This is a genomic window from Bradyrhizobium sp. SZCCHNR1017 (assembly GCF_032381375.1).
Classification (GTDB): Bacteria; Pseudomonadota; Alphaproteobacteria; order Rhizobiales; family Xanthobacteraceae; genus Bradyrhizobium.
In genome coordinates this window covers 24,816-46,451 of record NZ_JAUHIR010000005.1, presented here as the reverse complement: position 1 = coordinate 46,451, position 21,636 = coordinate 24,816, and the positions used below count along the sequence as shown (strand labels likewise).

General features: G+C 66.2%; 24 protein-coding genes and 1 pseudogene. 8 read left to right on the top strand and 17 right to left on the bottom strand.

Annotated elements, in window-relative coordinates; genetic code table 11:
• Positions 1-21 precede the first annotated feature (21 nt).
• Both QW863_RS14750 and QW863_RS14745 read left to right on the top strand, forming a co-directional pair.
• Positions 22-306 (top strand): hypothetical protein, encoded by a 285-nt coding sequence (locus QW863_RS14750; protein WP_315715490.1) that lies wholly within the window; start codon positions 22-24, stop codon positions 304-306.
• A gap of 68 nt (positions 307-374) precedes the next feature.
• Positions 375-575, top strand: coding sequence for a hypothetical protein (locus QW863_RS14745; RefSeq protein ID WP_315715489.1), 201 nt, complete (start codon positions 375-377; stop codon positions 573-575).
• A gap of 2 nt (positions 576-577) precedes the next feature.
• On the opposite strand, the gene QW863_RS14740 is transcribed toward QW863_RS14745, so the two are convergent.
• Both QW863_RS14740 and QW863_RS14735 read right to left on the bottom strand, forming a co-directional pair.
• Positions 578-778: a DUF3606 domain-containing protein gene (locus QW863_RS14740; protein ID WP_315715488.1), complete on the bottom strand. Its 201-nt coding sequence runs from the start codon at positions 776-778 to the stop codon at positions 578-580.
• Between the two features lie 76 nt (positions 779-854).
• A complete protein-coding gene (locus tag QW863_RS14735; protein WP_315715487.1) occupies positions 855-2,405 on the bottom strand; it encodes an aldehyde dehydrogenase family protein in 1,551 nt (516 codons plus the stop codon).
• A gap of 782 nt (positions 2,406-3,187) precedes the next feature.
• On the opposite strand from QW863_RS14735, the gene QW863_RS14730 reads away from it, so the two are divergent.
• Positions 3,188-3,814 carry a LysE family translocator gene (locus QW863_RS14730; protein ID WP_315715486.1) on the top strand — a complete coding sequence of 209 codons (627 nt, stop codon included), beginning with the start codon at positions 3,188-3,190 and terminating at the stop codon, positions 3,812-3,814.
• 134 nt (positions 3,815-3,948) lie between these two features.
• Positions 3,949-4,713: a serine acetyltransferase gene (locus QW863_RS14725; protein ID WP_315715485.1), complete on the top strand. Its 765-nt coding sequence runs from the start codon at positions 3,949-3,951 to the stop codon at positions 4,711-4,713.
• 34 nt (positions 4,714-4,747) lie between these two features.
• Here the strand turns inward: QW863_RS14725 and QW863_RS14720 are convergent, their stop codons facing one another.
• The 5 genes from QW863_RS14720 to QW863_RS14700 all read right to left on the bottom strand — a co-directional run bounded on the left by QW863_RS14720 (position 4,748) and on the right by QW863_RS14700 (position 9,109).
• Positions 4,748-5,002 carry a hypothetical protein gene (locus QW863_RS14720; protein WP_315715484.1) on the bottom strand — a complete coding sequence of 85 codons (255 nt, stop codon included), beginning with the start codon at positions 5,000-5,002 and terminating at the stop codon, positions 4,748-4,750.
• 135 nt (positions 5,003-5,137) lie between these two features.
• Positions 5,138-6,760 carry a PAS domain-containing methyl-accepting chemotaxis protein gene (locus QW863_RS14715; RefSeq protein ID WP_315715483.1) on the bottom strand — a complete coding sequence of 541 codons (1,623 nt, stop codon included), beginning with the start codon at positions 6,758-6,760 and terminating at the stop codon, positions 5,138-5,140.
• Between the two features lie 505 nt (positions 6,761-7,265).
• Positions 7,266-7,649 (bottom strand): DUF302 domain-containing protein, encoded by a 384-nt coding sequence (locus QW863_RS14710; RefSeq protein WP_315715482.1) that lies wholly within the window; start codon positions 7,647-7,649, stop codon positions 7,266-7,268.
• Positions 7,650-7,832: 183 nt separating this feature from the next.
• Positions 7,833-8,225: an EF-hand domain-containing protein gene (locus tag QW863_RS14705; RefSeq protein WP_315715481.1), complete on the bottom strand. Its 393-nt coding sequence runs from the start codon at positions 8,223-8,225 to the stop codon at positions 7,833-7,835.
• A 149-nt stretch (positions 8,226-8,374) separates the two neighbouring features.
• Complete coding sequence (locus tag QW863_RS14700; RefSeq protein WP_315715480.1) at positions 8,375-9,109, bottom strand: thioredoxin family protein; 735 nt, start codon at positions 9,107-9,109, stop codon at positions 8,375-8,377.
• A gap of 648 nt (positions 9,110-9,757) precedes the next feature.
• Here QW863_RS14700 and QW863_RS14695 point away from each other — a divergent pair.
• Entirely contained in the window at positions 9,758-10,108 is a 351-nt protein-coding gene (locus QW863_RS14695) for a hypothetical protein (RefSeq protein ID WP_315715479.1), read from the top strand.
• Positions 10,080-10,262 (top strand): hypothetical protein, encoded by a 183-nt coding sequence (locus QW863_RS14690; RefSeq protein ID WP_315715478.1) that lies wholly within the window; start codon positions 10,080-10,082, stop codon positions 10,260-10,262. The genes QW863_RS14695 and QW863_RS14690 overlap by 29 nt, the downstream gene beginning before the upstream one ends.
• 62 nt (positions 10,263-10,324) lie before the next feature.
• On the opposite strand, the gene QW863_RS14685 is transcribed toward QW863_RS14690, so the two are convergent.
• The 3 genes from QW863_RS14685 to QW863_RS14675 form a co-directional block, all read right to left on the bottom strand.
• Positions 10,325-12,022, bottom strand: coding sequence for a response regulator (locus tag QW863_RS14685; protein WP_315715477.1), 1,698 nt, complete (start codon positions 12,020-12,022; stop codon positions 10,325-10,327).
• Positions 12,012-13,538: an ATPase domain-containing protein gene (locus QW863_RS14680; RefSeq protein ID WP_315715476.1), complete on the bottom strand. Its 1,527-nt coding sequence runs from the start codon at positions 13,536-13,538 to the stop codon at positions 12,012-12,014. The genes QW863_RS14685 and QW863_RS14680 overlap by 11 nt, the downstream gene beginning before the upstream one ends.
• A gap of 227 nt (positions 13,539-13,765) precedes the next feature.
• Positions 13,766-14,800, bottom strand: coding sequence for a YihY/virulence factor BrkB family protein (locus QW863_RS14675; protein ID WP_315715475.1), 1,035 nt, complete (start codon positions 14,798-14,800; stop codon positions 13,766-13,768).
• 358 nt (positions 14,801-15,158) lie between these two features.
• Between QW863_RS14675 and QW863_RS14670 the strand changes: the two genes are divergently transcribed.
• Positions 15,159-15,404 carry a DUF3551 domain-containing protein gene (locus tag QW863_RS14670; RefSeq protein WP_315715474.1) on the top strand — a complete coding sequence of 82 codons (246 nt, stop codon included), beginning with the start codon at positions 15,159-15,161 and terminating at the stop codon, positions 15,402-15,404.
• A 379-nt stretch (positions 15,405-15,783) separates the two neighbouring features.
• Positions 15,784-16,674 (top strand): hypothetical protein, encoded by an 891-nt coding sequence (locus QW863_RS14665; protein WP_315715473.1) that lies wholly within the window; start codon positions 15,784-15,786, stop codon positions 16,672-16,674.
• An 84-nt stretch (positions 16,675-16,758) separates the two neighbouring features.
• Here QW863_RS14665 and QW863_RS14660 read toward each other — a convergent pair whose 3' ends face one another.
• The 7 genes and pseudogenes from QW863_RS14660 to QW863_RS14630 form a co-directional block, all read right to left on the bottom strand.
• Positions 16,759-17,250: a GNAT family N-acetyltransferase gene (locus QW863_RS14660; RefSeq protein ID WP_315715472.1), complete on the bottom strand. Its 492-nt coding sequence runs from the start codon at positions 17,248-17,250 to the stop codon at positions 16,759-16,761.
• 40 nt (positions 17,251-17,290) lie between these two features.
• Positions 17,291-17,563, bottom strand: a complete 273-nt coding sequence (locus QW863_RS14655; RefSeq protein ID WP_315715796.1) for a hypothetical protein — start codon at positions 17,561-17,563, stop codon at positions 17,291-17,293.
• 287 nt (positions 17,564-17,850) lie between these two features.
• A complete protein-coding gene (locus QW863_RS14650) occupies positions 17,851-18,333 on the bottom strand; it encodes a DUF4142 domain-containing protein (protein WP_409977937.1) in 483 nt (160 codons plus the stop codon).
• A 242-nt stretch (positions 18,334-18,575) separates the two neighbouring features.
• Positions 18,576-20,249 (bottom strand): FAD-dependent oxidoreductase, encoded by a 1,674-nt coding sequence (locus QW863_RS14645; protein WP_315715471.1) that lies wholly within the window; start codon positions 20,247-20,249, stop codon positions 18,576-18,578.
• 61 nt (positions 20,250-20,310) lie between these two features.
• Entirely contained in the window at positions 20,311-20,805 is a 495-nt protein-coding gene (locus tag QW863_RS14640) for a MarR family winged helix-turn-helix transcriptional regulator (RefSeq protein ID WP_315715470.1), read from the bottom strand.
• Between the two features lie 236 nt (positions 20,806-21,041).
• Positions 21,042-21,107: pseudogene (locus tag QW863_RS14635) on the bottom strand (adenosine-specific kinase); the annotation flags it as partial.
• A gap of 163 nt (positions 21,108-21,270) precedes the next feature.
• Positions 21,271-21,516: a HypC/HybG/HupF family hydrogenase formation chaperone gene (locus QW863_RS14630; RefSeq protein ID WP_315715469.1), complete on the bottom strand. Its 246-nt coding sequence runs from the start codon at positions 21,514-21,516 to the stop codon at positions 21,271-21,273.
• Between the last annotated feature and the right edge of the window lie 120 nt (positions 21,517-21,636).

The window sequence follows — 21,636 nt, the reverse complement described above, 5'->3', positions numbered from 1 at the left end:
CCCGGCGGGAGAGCGTGGCCGATGCAGACTGCCGTCACACACCATTCCGCGAGCCAGCGTCTCGAGCGCTGGGCGGTCGCCACCCTGCGCGAGGCCGGCGCGATCGTCGAATGCGAACAGCACGGCTGGATGCGCGAGCGCGGCGACCCGCATGCGCTGGCGCGGGCGCTTCGCATCGCACGCGACGATCCGCCACGCGGCTTGTGTAGTTCGGACGCGCTCGCGGCGATCGAGGCCGTCCTGGCCGCGACCGGCGACACCTGCCCTGATTGTTCACGGCACGGAGAGCCGGAATATCCGCCGTGATTCAAATAAGTGATTCCGTAGCTACCCCGAGATGCCCTAGCCTGAGGCCTCCACCGGGAGACGCAATCATGCCGAATCATCCGGTCCCGTGGCTGCTGCGCAAGCCATGCCCGACCTGCGGCCGTGCGCTCGCGGTTCGCGAGGGCAAGGGCGGGCGCCGCGAGCTTGCTTGTCCGACCTGCGATGGGCCCGATCCGCTGCACTCGCCCAAGGCGCTCCGCTGGGCGAGGGGATCGCTTCGGCCGCCGGAGCGGCCGAAGCAGCATTGACGTCACTGGCGCGTCAGCTTGCGCTCGACTTTCTTGCGGCTGTTGCCGACCTTCTTGACCGCCTTCTTCACCGCGGACGCCGAGCGGCCGCTCTTCTTGGCTTCGTAGCGGACTTCGTGGTCCTGTCCACCCGCGACGCGGGCGCGATCCTGGTTGCGTCCGCGAGCTGACTTTGCGGTCGAGGCTTTCTTCTTCGTTGCCATGGTGCATCTCCTTATCAGCGCGCAACGCACGACGCAGCGAAGCGGTTCCGCCGATGAGGGAGCCCCATCGCATCGATCAACCGAGGTCGAACTTGACGCCCTGCGCCAGCGGCAGGCTGCGGCCGTAGTTCACGGTGTTGGTGGCCCGGCGCATATAGGCCTTCCATGAATCCGAGCCGGACTCACGGCCGCCGCCGGTCTCCTTCTCGCCGCCGAACGCGCCGCCGATCTCGGCGCCCGAGGGGCCGATATTGACGTTGGCGATGCCGCAATCGGAGCCGCGCGACGACACGAACAGTTCGGCCTCGCGCAGATCATTGGTGAAGATCGACGACGACAGCCCCTGCGGCACCGCATTGTGCAGCTCGATCGCGGCATCGAGATCGCGATACGGCATCACATAGAGAATCGGCGCGAACGTCTCGCGCTCGACCGGACCGGATTGCGATTCGATCTCGACCAGGGCCGGCCGCACGTAGTACGCCTCCGCAAAGCCGCCGACCGCGACGCGCTCGCCGCCGAACACGCGGCCGCCGTGATCCCGCGCGGCGCTCAGCGCGTCCTGCATGGCGTCGTAGGCGCCGCGATCGATCAGCGGGCCGATCAAGGTGCCCTGCTCCAGCGGATTGCCGATCGCCACCGAGGCGTAGGCCTGCTTCAGCCGCGGCACGAGCTGGGTGTAGACGTCGGCATGCACGAACAGGCGGCGCAGGCTGGTGCAGCGCTGGCCCGCGGTGCCCATCGCCGCGAACGCCACGGCGCGCAGGGTGAGATCGAGGTCGGCCGTGGGCGTGACGATCGCGGCATTGTTGCCGCCGAGCTCGAGGATCGCGCGGGCAAAGCGGCTGGCAAGACAGGCGCCGACGACGCGGCCCATGGCGGTCGATCCGGTCGCCGACACCAGCGGCACCCTGGCATCGTCGACCAGCATCTCGCCGACCGCGCGGCCGCCGAGCAGCAGGCCGGCGAGCCCCTCCGGCGCCTCGCCGCCCCCGCGACGATAACGCTGCAGCGCGCGCGCCAGCAACGCGTCGGTCGCGAGCGCGGTGAGCGGCGTCTTCTCCGACGGCTTCCAGACGACGCTGTTGCCGCACACCAGCGCCAGCGCTGCATTCCAGGCCCACACCGCCACGGGGAAGTTGAAGGCGGAGATCACGCCGGTGACCCCCAGGGGATGCCAGGTCTCCATCATCCGGTGCTCGGCGCGCTCGGTGGCGATGGTCAGGCCATAGAGCTGGCGTGACAGGCCGACGGCGAAGTCGCAGATGTCGATCATCTCCTGGACCTCGCCGAGCCCCTCGGAGACGATCTTGCCGGCCTCGATCGAGACCAGGCGGCCGAGCGCGGCCTTGTGGGCGCGCAGCTCCTCGCCGAACAGCCGCACCAGTTCGCCGCGCTTCGGTGCCGGCTTGAGCCGCCACTGCAAGAACGCGGCATGCGCGCGCGCGATCACCGCGGTCGCATCGGCCCTGCTGTCGTCATGCACATGGGCCAACACGTCGCCGGTCACCGGCGAACGGGCGGCGCGCGTCCCACCGCGCAGCCGCTCCGGCGCGACGCCGAGCGAGGTCAGGATCTCGGCCGTTTCGACAACGAGTGTCAGGGGCGATGCTTGGCTGGGCGACATATGCAACTCCGGATTGTCTCACGCACCGGTGCACGCGAGACGTCATGAATGGTCCATCGTAAACGCCCCCGTGTAGATCAAATCCGGCTGCGGCGCGAGCACCCGCGCGCTGGGCAAACGGCCACTGGGCAGGTCGCTCGTCGGCGCACGGAGGCGTCCTCCCGCTCGTTCTGTTTCGCGCGCGCCGGCTGAGCCTTCTGGCGCGCATCGGCAAGATCCCGCGACGCAACGCGCCCGGGCTGATGGGATCGACGACCCCTCGCGAAACACGAGGGCGCAGGGAATGCCGGGAGCTGGCCGCCCCCATGGCCCGCCTGCGAAAAAAATGCAGGCGGCAGGAACCACAGGTTCAGCCGAGACATCCCGGCATTCCCCGCGCGATGGTCTTCACGCTTATACCGTGATCTCCCCGGTGTACGGCTCTTTAGCCACCGTCGCCCTCGGACTCATCGCCCGAAAGCTTAGCGCCAGCGTCGCGGCGCCAGGACCACACGACTTCACGCCCGCCGGCTGCCGTTCGTCCGCGTGCAAGCACGCTGCGGCAGATAAGCGGCCATCGCCTCCCCGCCTCACGTGTCGTGACGATCGCGATACGCCCCTCGTGGCGAAGCAGGATGGATGCAGTAGAGCACATTTTCTGGAAAAGCGAAAGCGTTTTTTTGGAGCCGACGGATTGTGATCGTCGAGGAAAACAGCAAAGCGGCCCTCGCAACAAAGATCATTGCGGCCCTATCCGCCTCGATATACCAACGTCGCATATGTCCTCGCGAGAGACGATCAGCATGACGATCGAGACTTGGTTCGCGTTTGCGGGAACGTCCATCATCCTCCTGGTGATCCCGGGGCCGACGGTTCTGCTGGTGGTCTCCTATGCGCTGGGCCAGGGGTGGCGAACCGCGCTGCCGACGGCCGTCGGCGTCGCGCTGGGCGACTTCACCGCCATGACCTTGTCCATGCTGGGCGTCGGTGCGTTGCTGGCGACCTCGGCGCTGCTGTTCACCGTGCTGAAATGGATCGGCGCGGCCTATCTCGTCTGGCTTGGGATCAAGCTGTGGCAGGCCGGCGGCGCGCTGAACGCCGTGCCGCGGACCGACAGGACCTCGGCGCTGAAGATGCTCGGTCACGCCTGGATCGTCACGGCGCTGAACCCGAAGAGCATCACCTTCTTCGTCGCGTTCCTGCCGCAGTTCCTCAGTCCGAACGGCAGCTTCCTCACGCAGATGGTGGTGTTCGAATCGACCTTCGTCGTGCTCGCCTTCGCCAACGCCGTCGGCTATGCGCTGATCGCCTCGCGCGCCCGCGCGCTCGTACGGAGCGCGAAGGTGATCAGCATCTTCAACAAGGCGGGCGGCACCCTTCTAATCGGTGCGGGCGTCGCCGCCGCAGCGGCGCGGACGGCGCAGAACTGAACGGACTGCGACCTTCGGCGTGGATCGTCGCCGGCCACATCGGATGACGACGCCCGCGAGGCGTCGTCCAGGTTTCTGCAACGCGCAGGTCAGGCTATATTGTCGCCGTCACCTGTTATCGAGCAGGCTTTGCCATGGCCGACACACACCCATCCAGTCCCGAGCTCTGGTCGTCGATCCAGCACGAGGCCCGGCGCATCGCCGCGGCCGATCCCGTGTTCAGCCGCGCCCTGTCGGCTGCAATCCTCGATCATTCTGATCTCGGCAGCGCCGTCGCGCAGCAGATTGGCATCCGCCTCGGCAGCGGCGATGCCGCGCGCGCCCGATTTGCCGCGGTCGCGCGCGAGGCGTATGCCGCCGCGCCTGAGCTCGTCGAGGCGGCGGGTCGCGACCTCGGGGCGATCGCGGCGCAGGATCCAGCGACGACGGCGCTGCTGCCGCCGCTGCTGAACTACAAAGGCTACGTCGCGCTGCAGGCGCATCGCGTCGCGCACTGGCTCTGGAGCAACGGGCAACCCGACCTGGCGCTACTGCTGCAGGCGGACTCGTCAACATCCCTGCAGGTGAGCATCCATCCCTCGGCGCGGCTCGGGACCGCGGTGTTTCTCGATCATGCCACCGGCATCGTCATTGGCGCCCACAGCAGCATTGGCCACGACGTCACCATTCTGCAGAACGTTACGATCGGACGACACGACGCGCTGCCCGGCCGCGCCCCGCGGATCGGCCGCGGCGTGCTGCTCGCCTCGGGCGCGACCGTGCTGGGCGACGTCGCGATCGGTGATTTTGCCAAGATCGGCGCCGGTGCCGTCGTCACCACCGATGTGCCGTCGGGCTGCACCGCCGTGGGCGCGCCGGCGCGGCTGACGAACTGCTCGGAGCATCCGGTCCCAGCCTGACCACGACTCCTCGCGACCCCTGGGGCGGCCGGTTCTACAGCAATGTTTCAAGCTTGCCCGCGGCGACGGAGATCAGGTCGCGGATCTTGTCGCACTCGGCCGCAAGCGATGCGAGGGCCGGATCCGACCTGATGCACCGCTCCAGATTGTCGACCGCGCTTCGCCAGGCTTCCAATTCGCGCCGCAGCCGTCCGATCTCGCTGGTAACCACCGCATCGGGCAGCCGTTCTGCTTTCGCGCCGATGATCCGCAACGGGGTCCGGGCGGGAAATGCGAGGATATCAGCCACGGATCGCCTCGATGAGAAAGGTGGAATTCGGCGAAGACGACAGGCGCATGACGTGCGGGGCGGCGGCATTGCCTGCAACGGCGCGGCGACCTGGATTGGCAGGCCGCCGCGCGATCAGTGCTTTCCGGTCCGACCTCAAGCCGCGGCGCGCTCGGCCAGAGCCTGAGCCTCGGCCGCGGCGCGCGCCATGCTGGACGACATCTCGCTCGTGACAGTGCTCTGCTCCTCGACGGCGGCGGCCGTCGACGTCACATACTCGCTGACGTTCTGGATCGCCTGCTTGATCGAGCCGAGAGACGTGACGACGCCCCCGGAAATATTGTTGAGACTGTCGATCTCGGTCGCGATCTTGTCGGTGGCGGTCTTTGCCTGGGTGGCAAGGTTCTTGACCTCGGAGGCAACGACGGCAAAGCCCCTGCCAGCTTCGCCGGCCCTGGCGGACTCGATGGTGGCATTCAGCGCCAGCAGATTGATCTGGCCGGTGATGTTGTGGATCATCTCGACGATGCCGCTCATCGACTGAGCGGCATCGGAGAGCCGCTGCGCCTGCGCGTCGGCTGAGGTGACACGGTCCACCGCGCCCATGGCGGTCTCGCGCGACTTCGTCATGGCTTCGGAAATCTCCCGCACGGACGCGTTGAGCTCCTCCGCGCCCGCCGCCACCGATTCCATCATGGCGCGCACGCGCTCGTTGCCCATGCGAACGAAGACCTGCCGGGTGACGTCGGTCGCGTATTTGACCACCTTGAACGGCTTGCCGTTGAGGTCGAGGATCGGATTGTAGGAGGCCTGGATATAGACCTCCCGGCCGCCCTTGCCGATGCGCTTGTATTCGGCCGACTGGTACTGACCACGGTTCAGGCTGGCCCAGAAGTCGCGGTAGGCGGCGCTCTCCCGCTCGGACGGTTCGACGAACATGCTGTGATGCTTGCCCCGGATCTCGGCCAGCGTGTAGCCGAGCGCATGCAGGAAATTGTCGTTCGCGGTGATGACCGTACCGTCCATGTTGAACTCGATCACGGCCTGGGACTTGCCGATGGCCTCGATCTGGCCGGCGAGGTCGGCGTTCGTCAGCTTCTGCGCGGTGACATCGGTTGCGAACTTGACGACCCCGATTGGCCTGCCCGTCGCATCCAGCACCGGATTGTAGGTGGCAAGGATCCACACTTCCTTGCCGCCCTTGCCGATGCGCTTGTATTCGCCGCCCTGATATTCGCCGCGATTGAGAGCTGCCCAGAACTCGCGGTAGGCCGCGCTGTCGCGCAGCGCGGGTTCGACGAACATGCTGTGATGCTTGCCCTGGATCTCGTCGAGGCGATAGCCCAGCGCGTCCAGGAAATTCTTGTTGGCACTGACGATGGTGCCGTCGAGCTTGAATTCGATCATGGCCTGCGCGCGATCGATGGCGGCAAGCTTGGAGCCGTCGGCCATGCTGCGCAGCTTCTTCTCGGTGATGTCGGTCGCGAACTTGACGACCTTCACCGGCTTGCCGGCGCTGTCGAGGACGGGATTATAGGACGCTTCGATCCAGATTTCGCGACCGCCCTTGCCGATGCGCTTGAACTCGGCGGCCTTGAGCTCGCCGCGGCTCAGCGCCGCCCAGAACTCGCGGTAGGCGGCACCGTCGCGTTCGGAAGGCTCCACGAACATGCTGTGATGCCTGCCCTGGATTTCCTCTAGCTGATAGCCGAGTGCGTTCAGGAAGTTCTTGTTCGCGGTGATGATCGTGCCGTCGAGCTGGAATTCGATCACGGCCATCGCGCGACTGATTGCTGCAAGCTGTGCTTCCGCGTCCGAGCGGCTGTTCGATCGAAACAACAAGGTAACCTCCAGATGAATAGTTCGTTTGCAGATGGTCGGCGGCGGTGACGATCGTCCCGCGCGCCCGGCGACATGTCTGCGCAAAAATTGATGCAACTTGTTCCACTCTCGTTAAAGCGCGTTGAGAATTCCGGCTTTTCCGTAGTTCTACCGCTGTGACATGACGTCCGACATACAATGACGTCGCGCGGAAGCTGCGCTGCGGCCCCAGGATCGTCGACAATCGGGCGCGTGGCGCGGAGATCGTGGGGCGTCGCCTTGTTGGCGTGCAGCTCCTCTCCGAACAGCCGCACCAGATCGCAGGACCTCGGCGCCGGGAGCAACCGCCACTGCAAGAACGCCTGATGCGCGCGGGCGATCACCGCGGTCCATCATCCCTGGTGTCGTCATGGACCTGGGCCGGCGATCCTCCGATCAGCGGTGGTCCCGTTGGACGGCAGAGCTACACCGCCTCGACCACCGCCTTCAAAGCGTCAGAGACCTTTGTGGCGAGCGTCGCGAGCGCCGCGTTCTCGATGGCCTGCATCGAGGCGACGGGATTCACGGCGGCGACCTCGACCTTCCCGCCGATCTCCTGGACGATGACGTTGCAGGGAAGCATGGTGCCGATCCGGCTCTCCGCCTGCAATGCCTCATGCGCCAGCTTCGGATTGCAGGCGCCCAGGATGGTGTAGGGCCGAAAGTCGGCGCCGATCTTCTCGCGCAGCGTCGCCTGCACATCGATGCGGGTCAGAACGCCAAAGCCGCGTGCCTTCAGCTCGGCCGTCACCCGCTCGATCGCCGCGTCGAACGATAGATTGACCGCTTTGGCAAAATAGTAGGTCATGCTCGCCTCTTTTCCGGCTGGTCTGCCGCCGCGTCGACGCAGTTCGTCGCACGCGGCGATCGGATCTGACGGCGGCACTGTTGCGCGTCCGTGCGGCGGGCACTTGATCGAGATCAGCGAAATGGCCGCACTTGCCGGACTCGCGCCAGCGCAGGCCCGGCCATCACGCCGGTTTGACGCCGGTCATTGCGGCCCGTGCATGAACGCCTGCATCTCTTCCGGGGTCAACTTGCCGTCCTTGTTGCTGTCCATGGCCTTGAAGATGCGCTCATGCGCCGCCTGGAATTCCTGCAGCGAGATCGTGCCGTCGCCGTCGGTGTCGACAAGTGCGAACACCATGCGCATCAATGCCGGGCCCATGACGCCGCCGCCCATCCCGCCGCGTCCCATCGGGCCGGGCATATGCCCCATCATGCCGCCGCCCATCATGCCGCCAATCGGCGAGCCGGTTCCCGGGGCCATCGCAGGCGGCATCTTCTGCTGATCCGGCGTGGTCTGGCTTTGCGCCAGAGCGGCGGCGGTGCCGCAGGCAAAAACCAGGGCTGATATCGTCAGTCGCAACATGGCTCGGCGCATGGAAGCCTCCTCGAATGCGTCATCACGCGCGACAAGTCCGCCGACCGGGCATCGATCCTATGAGGACCCTTCACGATTTCCTGTGTCCGCATGGCGGCACTGACGGCGCCGCGGATCACGCTGCGCTGATCCGCCCTACTCGTTTCGATCTACCGGCCGCAATGACAGTCTCGCGCGCCGCTTTCCTCATATTCATCGTGCAGGCGCACCCAATCGGAGAGGTTGCCGCGGCCGGTCTCGTTGCGGCCCTTGGGCGTGAGATCGAGATAGTGATAGGCGCCGATCAGGGGATCGCCGCCGCGGGAGCGGACCTGGAACGTGCAGAAGATGTTACCGGCGTCGTCCTTGGTGAACACGGTCAGGCCCGGGAGCTCGGGCGACCTGCTCGTCAAGGGTGCGAAATTGTAGGCGGCCTTGCCCGTCGCGATCTGCTCGTCCGAGAACGAGACCTGAAAGTCGAAGTTGAAATCACTGCCCTCGGATGACACCCAGTCGAACGCCCAGCCCATGCGCGCCTTGAATGGCGCGATCTCGGCGAGCGGCGCACGCGACACGACGACCAGGCTGACGTCGTGGTGGCGGAGGTGCTGGTTGGCGCCGTCGATGTGGTCGCACAGAAACGAGCAGCCGGGACAGCGGTGCGGATCGCCCGGCGCCATCATGAAATGATAGACGATCAGCTGGCTCCGTCCCTGAAACAGATCGCCCAGGCTGACGGGTCCGTCCGCCGCCTGGAAGACATAGTCCTTCTCGACCCGGACCCACGGCAAAGCCCGGCGGGCGGCAGCCAGCGCATCGCGCTGCCTGATGAAGGCCTTCTCCTGGGCGAGGTGGGCGCGATGCGCTTCGGTCCATTCGTCCGCAGTGACTATTCTGGGGGTCATGTCTGGAGTCCTCCGTGTCCTTCGCAGAGGACGATGCAAGGTTCGGCGGTCCGACACCGACGCCATCTATTTTCTCGGCGGGTCATCGCAGCGCGGCCGGGTGCGGGGAACCGCGGATCGACCAGAAAAGGCCAGCGTCGGGCGCCCCCACTCCCATCTCAGACCGGCGTGCGCGGTCGACCTGATCCACCGCCCGCTCTCGTCCGTTTCGGGGCAGCCATGGCAGACGTGTCGGATCAGAGCAGTGACTCCCACAGCGGTCGGACCGAGCCGGCGCGCTGCCGCGGCTGCGGCCAACCGGCGCGCGCGGTTCAGAGCATCCTGAACCCACGAACCGGCGAAGCGGCGCGTCTGTTCAATTGTACCGCCTGCGGATCTGTCAATTGGATGGACGACCGGCGGTGAGCACCGGCTCGGTCGCGGCTGGCTGCCGGCAAAAAACTGATCCGCGAGGAACAGACCTCGCATTCGGCCGTTTTCGATGATCGCCTCCGGTCCTGCAGACCCTGCCTCAAGCCGATGGTCTTGAGCTTCGCCATCGCGAGCGGGTCAGGCATCCCATGACGATCCTGACCCGCCGGTTGCGACGGCACGAGCTGAACACCATCGACACCGCGGCACCTCGGCTTTGGCTCGGCAGCGGCACGCGTGGCGCATCTCGTCGCTGAGCTGCAACGCCTGGCGGAGGTCGGTCTCGTCGCCGACAACGTATCAGTTCCCGATTACGAGGCTGCGCTCGCCGAAGCCCTCGCTCTCAGCACGGTGCATGTGAAGCGGGTGCTTCAGGAGTTCCGCGTTCAGGGGGTTCCGGACACCCGCAGGAACCTTGTCACAATGTTCGATTTTGAGATGGTCGTGGCTGCTGGAGGGTTCGATCCCGCATATCTCCACCAGATCGACGGCTCCCGCCTTCGGGTGACGGCAGATCAGGACGAACGAGATGCGCTTCTATGTGACAAGTCCTGGCGAAATGCGCGGCGATGGCGTCGATTTCGATGATGTCGAGACGGTGCTGATGCAGACGGCGGACACCGCGCTTGCAATCGCGCGCGACCGGCTCGATCCCTCCTCCACGAACGTCCGCCTCAAGGTCAGCTCCGATGACGGCGAGGTCGGGCATGTCACGGTTTCGGTGCTGATCGAGCGCGGTTGATCGCGAACTGGAGAGGTCCGAGACCGCAGCTCGCTATCAGCAGCTCACCATCAGCCCCCGTATCACGAGATGCGCGCCTGCGACCAGACGTGGTCCATCTTCACCGCATCGAGTGCGGTCGCCAGTTCGTCGATGCGATATGGCTTCGACAGGATGCGGACGCCCGCCTCCTTGGCGGCGTGAACGGCAGCGCCCGAATAGCCGCTGGTCAGCAGGATCGGCATGTCGCCGCGCCGTTTCTGAATCTCGCGCGCCAGCTCGACACCGTTCATGCCCCCCGGCATCATGACGTCGGAGAACACGAGATCGACGGCTCGTCCGTCGGCCAGCGCACCGAGCGCCGCGGCGGCGCTGGAGGCCCGGGTCACCTCATAGCCGAGCTGGCGGAGCATCTCGCCGACGAGCGCAGCGACCTCATCGTCATCCTCGACCAGCAGCACACGGCCTTCGTTGCGCCGGCGGGCCTGGGGCCGCTGCAGATCGAGGAGATGGTGCGGCTCCCTGGACGCCGCGTGCTCTGACCTCGGAAGGTAGAGGGCAATCGTCGTCCCCTTGCCCGGCTCGGAGTCGATGCGGACAGTGCCGCGTGACTGGGTGACGAATCCATAGACCTGGGCCAGCCCGAGGCCGGACCCTTTGCCGACGTCCTTGGTCGTGAAGAACGGCTCGAACACCCGGACGCGAACCTCCTCCGTCATGCCGGTGCCGGTGTCGATCACCGACAGGCGGACGTAGTCCCCGGCGATCTGATCGTCTTGCACGTTGCGGAGGTTCTCGGCCCGAACCACGATCGTGCCGCCTGTCGGCATCGCGTCGCGAGCGTTGACGGCGAGATTCAGCACGACGAGCTCGAGCTCGCCGGGGTCGACCTCGACGGGCCAGAGCGCATCGGGGAAATCGAACTCGACGTGCACGTCGCCGCGCAGGCTGCGGTCGAGCAGCTCGCGCATGCCGCCGATCTGGCGGGCGATGTCGACCGGCTCGGGCCGCAGCTCCTGCCGGCGCGAGAACGCGAGCAGCTGGCGGGTCAGGCTGGCGCCGCGCTGCGCCGCCTGGATCATGCCGTCCATCAGGCGGCGACGCCGCGCCGGATCGCTCTGGCGGTCGAGCATGTCGAGCCCGCCGGAGATCACCATCAGCAGATTGTTGAAGTCGTGCGCGACGCCGCCGGTCAGCCGGCCGATGGCCTCGATCTTCTGCGTCTGGCGCAGGGTCTCCTCGACCCGCGCGCGCTCGGCCATCTCGATGCGAAGATGCTCGTTCGACTCCGCGAGCGCCCGCGTCCGCTCGACGACGAGTTGCTCGAGCTGCTGCGCCGCCTGCTCGCGCGCCTCGATGAGGGCGCGAATCTCGTATTGACGACGTCGCGCCCGCAGCGCGGATTGAACGGCGCTGGTGAGCGTGATCGGCTGGACCGGCCGTTCGAGCAGCGAGACATTGCGCAGCGCGCTTACCAGATTGCGCCGCCACGTGACGACGGCACTCTGCTCGCGGTGACTCGTGAGCACGATGAAGGGCAAATCGGACCAGGCCGGCTGCCGCTCGACCCATTGCGTGAGGGCGGCGGTGTCCTTTGCGAACAACCCTTCCTCGGCAACGAAGACCGTGCCCACGCCTGCGCTCAACTCACTGAGCAGCTGCGTGAGGTCAGAGCAGACGGTCGTCTCGATTCTTGCACTGCGGAGCAGCTCTGCCGATGCCGGCCCGTCCCGCCCGATCGGCGCGAAGACGAGGACGCGGTGATCTCGCTCAATGCCCATCCCGCACGTCCATGTCGGGGATATCCGTTCCGGTGAAGCGCGGATTGCCGGAAAATATTCCGCTGAATTCCTTGAGCGGCGGGCCGAGGGTGATGCCGGAGCTGCTCAGGCGAAACTCGCGGATGCTGTGCTCGTGGTGACCGCTGCGCTTCTTGACCACCGACAATGCGCGGCGCACCGCCCCTCCCACCTCGAAATAGCGCAGCATCAGCACGGCATCGCTGAGATAGCTGATGTCCAGCGGCGTATCCATCGGCCCGACCAGACCGTGCTGCGCGAGCACCAGGATGGTCAGCACACCCTGCTGGCCGAGATAGGTCAGCAGCTCATGCATCTGCAGGATGAGAAAGCGCTCGTCGGGCATCGCGTTGAGATAGCCGTTGAGACTGTCGATGACGATCAGGCGGGCGCCGTCCTGCTCGACGCTCTGCCGAACGATGGCGCCGAATTCGCCCGGCGACAGCTCGGCCGGGTCGACCTGCTGGAAATGGATGCGCCCGGATTCGATATGGCGTTCGAGCGGCAGGCCGAGCGTCCGGGCACGGGCTTCCACGGTGCCGCGGCCCTCGTCGAATGCAAAGAAGACCGCGTGCTCGCCGCGCTGGGCCGCCGCGATGGCGTAGATCAGCGCCACCGAGGATTTGCCGACACCGGCCCCACCGATGAGAAGCGCATTGGTGCCGCGCTCCAGCCCGCCGCCCAGGAGCTGATCGAGCTCGGCGTTGCCGCTCGAGGTGAAATCGCCGGCAAAGGATCGGTGATGCTCCGCGGCGACCAGGCGCGGAAAGATCCTGAGCCCGCCCGAGGCGATCGTGAAATCATGGAAGCCGCCCCGGAACGAGATGCCGCGCATCTTGATCACGCGCAACCGGCGGCGCTCCGCGCCATATTCGATCGCGAGCTGCTCCAGCATCACGACACCATGCGCGACCGAGTGGAGCTGCAGGTCGTCCTGCGAGGATGACAGGTCGTCGAGCAGGACGACGGTGCAGTTGCGCTTGGTGAAGAAGTGCTTCAGCGCGAGCACCTGGCGGCGATAGCGCAGCGGGCTCTGGGCCAGCAGCCGGAGCTCCGACAGGCTGTCGATCACAACACGGCTGGGATTGATGCGCTCGACCTCGTTGAACATCAGACCGGTGGTCTCGCTGAGCTCCACCTCCGCCGGATGGAACACGGTGAGCTCGCGCTCCGGGTCGAGCGTCGTTTCCGGCGGCACCAGCTCGAACATGTCGACGCCGGCAAGCGACCAGCCATGGCGCCGCGCCACGACCTCCAGCTCGCGCCGGGTTTCCGACAGCGTGATGTACAGCACGCGCTCGCCACAACTTGCGCCCTTGAGCAGGAACTGCAGCGCGATGGTGGTTTTCCCGGTGCCGGGACGGCCTTCATACAGATACAGGCGATTGGGATCGAAGCCGCCGCCGAGAATGTCGTCGAGGCCTTCACTTCCGGTGGAAATGCGCGGCAGATCCCTGGGCCCACCCTCGTCGCTTCCGCGAACAGGCTGCTCCGTCATGCATAAGCTCCGTCGTGACAATCGAGACGACGCCGCAGCGAACCCGACAATTCGGGGCTTCGCGACGACCCGATAGGAACACAGCGGATCCGCCTCGGGTTCCCGGGTTCCGTCTCAGGCGGGCGGTTCCACGAGATCGCCGTGGCGCGGGCCCCGTGCGTTGCGATCCCCGTGCGGCATCTCGCATGGCCGAGCCGATCGCACCTGCATTCTCAGCCGACGGCAGATCAGCTCCCACGGCCCACCGTGTCAGCCATCGTGGCGCCGCGGGTGCCAAGTGGCTGTGCGGCGCCGGTGGTGGTGTCGCGCAGGGTCTGATGCTCCAATTCGGCATCGAGCTCAGCACCGATCAGGATCACGATGGCGGAGATCCAGATCCAGGTCATGAAGCCGATGGCGGCGCCGAGCGAGCCGTAGGTCGCGTTGAAGCTGCCGAAATTCGCCGCATACCAGGAAAACAGCGCCGAGCCCGCGAGCCACAGCGCCGCCGCCAGCGCGCTGCCCCAACTGATCCAGCGCCATCTAGGCTCCTCGCGGTCCGGCCCGTAGCGATAGATCAGGGCCAGTCCGAGCGCGACGCAGATGAAGATCGCCGGCCAGCGGCCGATCCGCAGCACCAGGTCGCCGGCCCCGGACATGCCGAGATAGTTCAGCAGCACCGGGAGCACGACGACGGCGCCGATCGCAAGCAGCGCGAACAGGATCGCGCCGCCGGTGAACAGCAGCGAAATCGCGTTCAGCTTGATGAAGCCGCGCCTCTCGGGCTCGCGATAGACGATGTTGAGCGTGTCGAACAGCGACTTCATCGCCGCATTGGCGCTCCACAGCGAGATCACCAGGCTGACGAGGAAGGTGATGCCGAGCGCCTGACGGCCGTTGGCAGAGACGCGCGTCAACTGGTCGCGCGCGATGTCGATGGCGCCGCCGGGCATCACGCCCTGCAACTGTTCCAGATGTCCGGTGATTTTGGCCGGATCGGAGAACAGGCCGTAGATCGCCACCAACGCGGCCAGCGCCGGAAAGATCGCCAGCAGAGTGTAGAACGTCATGCCTGCGGCGAGCGCGACGATCCTGTGCTCGGTGACGTTTTCATAGACCCGGAACAGGACGTCCTTCCAGCCGCGCGCGGGAAGCTCCGCGGGCGAACGCGCCAGCCGGCCGTGTCCAGCGCCGGACCGGCGCGCGCCTCCCGAGCCTTCCGTCTGTTCGGGCCGCTGATCGAAATAGTGGATCAGGAACGCGAACCCGAGCAGAGCCAGCATCCCGCCGGTGCCAGGTGCGCGCGGGCGGCTCGCGAAAACGCTCGAAGAGTCGCGATGTGCGGCGTCTGACGTCTTGGATCGGCGAAACATGGGATCGGTCCATCACCAGCGGCCAAAAGCAACCGGAGCGGTGGACGAATGTTCCGGCATCACGCCATGACGCGCGTTGCCAAGCTCCGCAACGGTGGGCTCCTCCGATCTTCAAAAGGCCAACTCGGGCAAGCGCCAACATGCAGACAATTTCGTCGGCCAGTGAACGCGTCGCAGCGCCGCCGACACAAAACAGTTGATGTTGCGCGAGGAACGGGCCTGCGCCCCCTCGCGTTGCAACGGTACTTTTCAACGCAAGGATAAACGCATGCGCCGCCTGTTATTTGCCTCGCTGTCTGCCACCGCCGTCCTCGCGAGCTTCGCCGCGATCTCACCGGCTTCCGCCGCGCAAGACCGCTTCTGCCTGCAGGGCAGGATGTGGGGCTATCCGGGCAACTGTCAGTTCTCCACCTATCGTCAGTGCCAGGCGGCGGCCTCGGGGACCGATGCGGGCTGCGGCATCAACCCCGCTTACGCCTATGCCCGGCAGCGCGGCTACGACCCACGCTATTGACGGGTCATTGCGTCAGCCCTCGCGCGGGGAATGAGCCGCGCGATCCATCCAAACCTGGCAACAATTGAAACATGGCTGGCGGCGACATCTCTGGCCGCCACGCCCCCTGGCCCTGCTCTATTGCATCGCGCAACGGCACCATGATCCTTTGGCTCATGATCCGTTAGCTGTTGCGGCAAGTCCCATCTGAGGCCGGCGGCCACGCGTTCTCTCCTCCTCCGCTGATACGTGCACGGAACATTGCGCCTCGCTGTTGCTTATACGGCGACCAATGTCGAACCGGAGGAGGACCATCATGGACGGACTGATTTATCTCGTGGGATTGATCGTGGTCATCATGGCCGTTCTGTCGTTCTTCGGTCTGCGCTGAGACGACATCATGGCCATGGAAACTGCGCCGGTCGTCACATCACCCCTTTCAAGCGCGACGGCCGATAGCTGGACCCTGCAATGGACGCCGGTCGTTGCAGGAGCCCTAACCGCCGCCGCGGTCTCTTCGATCCTGATCAGCTTTGCCATGTCGGTCGGCCTCGGTGTCAGCTCCAGCGCGCCGACATGGCGCGACGCCTCGGTGGCGCTCTGGCTCCTGTCCGGCCTCTATCTGGTGCTGCAGGCGCTGATCAGCTTCGGCTGCGGCGGCTACATGGCGGGTCGCTTGCGCGCAACGCACGGGCTTGCCGAAAGCGAAGAGATCGAAAAGCGCGACGGCCTGCATGGCGTCTCAGCCTGGGCGCTGGCAGTCGTGCTCGGCGCTACCCTGGCCGTGCTCGGCGCGTCCGCGGCGACGCGGACCAATCCGCTGACTGCGCCGGCGACGGCCAATGAACCATCGATCCTGAGCTATGAGCTCGACCATCTGTTCCGCGCGCCCCGGCGAGCACCCAGCCCGGATCTCGCCCCCGCACGCGGCGAGGCCGGCCGCATCCTGCTCACGGCGTCGAGCCACAATGGCGTCAGCCTGGAGGATCGCAGCTATCTCGTGCAGCTCGTCAGCGGCACGACCGGTCTCGCTGCTCCCGATGCCGAGCGGCGGGTGGACAGCGTGATCGCGGAAGCCAAGACCGCGATCTCGCGCACGCGCGCCGGCACCGTCATCCTGGCGTTCTCGGTGGCCACCGCGCTGCTGCTCGGCGCCGTCGCCGCCTGGGCGGCTGCGGAGAGCGGTGGCCGTCACCGCGACGGCAAGCCTGTCACCGGATGGATGCTGCACGCCAACCGCTTCAGCCGGCGGCGCGACATGTGGCGGCGGCCGATGTCGATGCCGGAATAGAGCACGTCAAGAACAGCGAGCGGCCCGGCCCATCGCCGGGCCGCTACGCATTGTACCCCCCGCCGCGAAAGACGCGCGCGCAATTCAGGCGAGCCGCAGGATCATCAGGTTCGCGTCGCTGCCATAGCTGCCGGTCGGATCCGCGGCGGCTGCCTTGTCGACCGCAAATCCTTGCCTCTCCCAGAATGGCGTCGAGCCGTTGACGGCGATCAGCGACAGCGACTCCAGGCCGAGCGCACGCGCGTGTCGGATCAGTTCCTCGACGATCACGGTCGCCGAGCCGCTGCCGCGAACCCCGGGCAGCAAAGCGAGATCGTGGATGTAGTAGGTCGATGCAGCCGACGGAATGCTTCCGATCAGCCGGTTCAAGGCCGGCGGCCGGCCGAGATGCCAGGGATGGCTGAGCACATAGCCGGCGATGCCGGCGCCGGTCCCACGCAGCACGCGGCATCCATCAGGGTGGAGACGCAGGCGCTCCGCGAAAACACTCTTGTCCTCGGGATAGTCCGGGTGCACGCGGGCTGCGATCCCATCGACGTCAGCAAGATCGCTTGGCGCCATGGCACGCCAACTCATGCGGCCCGCACCGGCCCGGTTCGTCCCCACTCGCCCTTGCTCACTTGGCAAGCGCCAGCCAGCGCTCGCTGGCCGACAGCGCCGTCGGCCACAACGCCTCCGTCGGCTGCCCGCGATGCAGTGCCTTGCCGACCTCGCAGATCGACATGAAGGCCGCGGAGCGCGCCTCCTCCACCTCGAGCGGCTGCTCCGCGCTCGGGCTGCGGACGAGGCCCATCAGGCCGTTCAACGTCTGCAGTGCCGCTTCCGGCGGGCTCGCTTCCGCCGCCCTCAGCGCAGCCACGATCTGCTGCGCCTTTTCCGATTCGGTCATCACGTCGGTCATCGTCTTATCGCTTGCCCGTGCCTCATGGGAGAACGCTAGCAGCCGGACGAAGGTCGGGCAATGCTCGGGCAGGCGGCACTCCGATGCCGAACGCGCAGTGCCGACGTGCGATTTTCCGCCGGTCGCGGCTCGGCCATCTTGCGAGGCTGCTTCGCCAGCGTCTCGGCCAGCGTCGCATTGGCCTCGTGGTCGGCAACTTGTCCTTCAGATGGCGCGATCATTGGCGATCACGACGCCTGGACGAGGCTGAGGCATCGTGGTCGCTCTGGCCCATGTCATTTCGCCAATGATTTCGCCATGTCGAGGTGCTTCTGCAGCACCGGCACGGTCTGCTGGGCGAAGTCCGACAGCGGTGAGTTTGCCGCGGCCTGCTTCTGATACTTCTTGATATCCTCCTGGTGATCGCGAACCATCGCCTGCGCGAACGCCTGGTCGAACCGACCGCCGGACATGCCTTCCAACCGGCTGTAGATGGCCTTCTGCTTCTTGCTCGGCTCGGACGGCATCTTCATCCCGTTCTGGCTCGCAAGCTGCTGCGCCTTCTGCAGATGCTCGCTATGGTCCTGCTGCAAGGCCTGCCCGAACTGCTTGACCTGATCGCTCTGCCCCTTCTGCTGCGCCAGCCTGCCCATGCTCACCTCGGACATGTCGCCCTCGATCGCCTCGGTCATGAAATGCTGATCCTTGGCGGGCGGCTGACCTTTCGGAGCGGCGACCGCGCCGCCGGCCACCAACACGGTCACGGCAGAGGCGGCCATGGCAATTCGGATCGCTTTCGTCTGACGGTTGTGGATCATCCTGCTCATCGTTGATCTCCGAGGGGTTGGCTCCTGATCGTCCCGACGGCAAGAACCTCGCCCGACGATCGTTCCTAAGCCCCGCGTGGCGGCCCTGCAGAATGCTTCCGCGCGCAACTACGCGGCGGGTTCCAAATGCTGCGGCACGCCCCTGCAGCACGACGTCGATGACTTCTCGGTATCGGACCCGCGCCAGACAGCTCTCAGTGAGTGCGTGCATCCCCTCCGAGCGCCCGAGCCAGCACGCGTCGAAGCAGGCCGGCCTGCGCCGCGCTCCCGCGCCACGCCACGATCTGATCGGGACGGATCAACGCGAGGTCGGCCTCGTAGAGATCGCGCAGGGCCCGCGGCAAGGTGACGATCTCGACATCGGCACGCAGCGGCCCCATGGCCTCACGTAGTTGATCCTCATCGAGGCCGCTGCCCTCACACCGCAGCAGCGTCCATTCGAAGCCGAAGCGGTCGTACAGCGAGATACCTTGCTCCAGCCAGGCGTGCGGCGCGCGTCCGCCGGGACAGGCGCTCGGCACGTAGGCGTTGGCCGCATCCGGCGGCGGCCGGGTGCCATCGGGGACGATGATCGGTGAGCCATCATAGCGGCCGCCGAAGGTGACGCCGGGGACGTTGAACTCGGCGCGCGCATGCTGATCGAGATAGGCGCTGGCGATGCGCCGTGCCTCGTCGCCGGCCGCGGTCGCGTCCTCGATCTCGGGCACCGCGGCAAACAGGCCGAGCGAATCCGCAAAGCCGCGCGCGTAGTCGGTGTTGCGCAGCGCCACCGGACGGCGCTCGGCCTCGTAGCTGTCGAGCAGCGAGACGGGGCTCGTTCCCTTGACGACGCTCGCGAGCTTCCAGCCCAGATTGACCGCGTCCTCGATCGCGGTGTTGTAGCCGAGTCCGCCGGTCGGCGTGAACAGATGCGCCGCATCGCCGCCAAGGAAGACCCGGCCGCGCTGCAGGCGCTCGGCGACCAGCGCATGACCCGCGGTCCAGGTGAGGTGCGAAAGAACCTCGCAGGAAATGGGCGCACCGCAGGCGCGCTGGAACGCTGTCCTTGCATCATCGGCAGTGATCGCGCTTTCGTCCTCGCCGGGCCGCAGCTGGGTGTGGAAGGCAAACTCGTCGCGTCCGTTCACTGCGGCCATGAAGGCGCGGCGGTCTCGATTGAAGCAGACATACATCCAGGCTCGCGCATGCGGGACACTGGCGTAGAACTCCGGCGAGCGGAGATAGACCGCGAGCATGCGGCCGCCCATGAAATCGCGCCGTATTCCCGTCGTTCCGCCGTAGGAGATCCCAAGCGATTGTCGCACCGGGGAGCGCGGACCGTCGGCGCCGATCAGGAAATCGGCCGCGACCTCGCAGCGCGCGCCGTCGCTGACACGCTCGACGTCGGCGGCAATGCCGCCGTCATCCGCGACGTAGCCGATCAACCGATGTCCGTAGCGCAACTGAATGCCCGCAAGCTGCGCCGCGTGCCTACGCAGGATCGCCTCGACGAATTTCTGCGACACCCGGTGCGGCAGCTCTGCTGCGCTCCACGAGCCGGACAGACCCTTCACCAGTTCCGTCGCGCGTGCCGCGGACGGCAATTGAAAACGTGCCAGCTCATGCGCCGTGTACCGCGTGAAATAGGCGACGTCGGTCGGGTAGTCCGCGGGCAGGCCCGCGCGCCGGACCTCGTCGGCGAAGCCGAGCCGGCGGAAATGCTCCATCGTCCGCGCCTGCGTCGCGTTGGCCTGCGGGTTGAAGGCCGTTCCCGGCTTCTCGTCGACCAGGATTGCGGACACGCCGCGGCGGCCAAGCTCGTTGGCCAGCATCAGCCCGCACGGACCGCCGCCCACGATCAGCACCGAGGCGCTCAGACGTTCGATCACGGCGCTTCTCCTCGCAACGGAGGAATGCTACCGCGCCCGGCAAAATAGTCAAGCAACCTGACTATCTGGTGTCGTCGAGCGTATCGAAGCGGGCGCCATAGGCCGACAGTCCTTGCAGGATCGCGTCCATCACGACCTTGCCGAGCTCCTTGCGCATCTCGGCTTCGGCCACATCGACGGCATCGCCAAACGCCTCCAGCCATTTCAGTCCGGCCGGCGTGAAGCGGACCAGTCGGGCGCGACGGTCGCTCGGATCGGCCTCGCGCGACACCAGACCCAGCTCGACGCATTGATCGACCAGCTCGCCCATCGCCTGCTTGCTCATCGAGGCCCGCCGCGCGAGCTCGGTCAGCCGGGTGCCCTCGACGTCGAGATTGCGGGTGAGGCTGACATGGGCGATCCGCGTCCCGCCATGACCGCCCTCGGCCATCAATTGGAGGACCCGGGATTCGAACCTGCGCACCGCATTGTTGAGCAGCCGGCCGACATTGGCGTGCCGCCATGCTGTTCCGGTTCGTCGCGCAAGCGGCGCCTCGCGTGGAGATCGCGCTGTCATGTGGAAAACACCTCGTCGAATCCGGCTACGCTGGGCCAGGGTAGCAAGCGCACGCTCGTTTCACCCGATTCGTGGCGATTCGTTGCGGCGTTTCGGTAAGAGCAGCTCCAACTTTTCCGATGATCTCGGCTTGAGGGCATACGCTCGCGAAGCCACCCTGAGAACAAAGGCGTTCAAGATGGCCGGCCTGGCTGTCTGCTTCTGAAATCGATCGATGCTTCGTCATTACCTGATCAGCGCACCAGCCGCCTGCCTGAGGCCTCGCAGAAGGCCAGCCCGAAGCGGATGCCCTGAACCGCGCCGCGACGATCGAGGCCAACGGTCCGCAGAGTCCATGCCGTCGTGACATGCAAATGCACGTCGTCGTGCTTCGGAGCGAAGCGCCCGATCGAGCAGCGCGGCTTCGATCGCCGACAGCGTCCCCTTACGTTAGTCCGGCTGACGCAGGCGGCCCGCATGGCGCGTTCATGCATTGCCGCGCAGTGCGTCTTCCGCCGCAAGCAGTTCGTCGAAGAGATCCCATGCACTCGACGCTTCGGCTTCTGACATCTTCCGGATGGCGTAACCGACATGAACCACGACGTGATCGCCGGGATCGATCGTTTCATGCTGAAGCAAAAACAGACTCACCATGCGCTCGATGCCTTTGGCCTCGCATCGCGCCATGACTCCGTCACACTCCACGACCCGCATCGGGATGCCAAGGCACATGTCGGTTCCACGCAATTACTTGGGTGCTAAATCATAGCCCGCTCGATGAACTCGATTTGACGTGGATCAAGATAAGAGCATCATATTCGCTGCATAGAATATGAGGCGCCTGATCTCGCA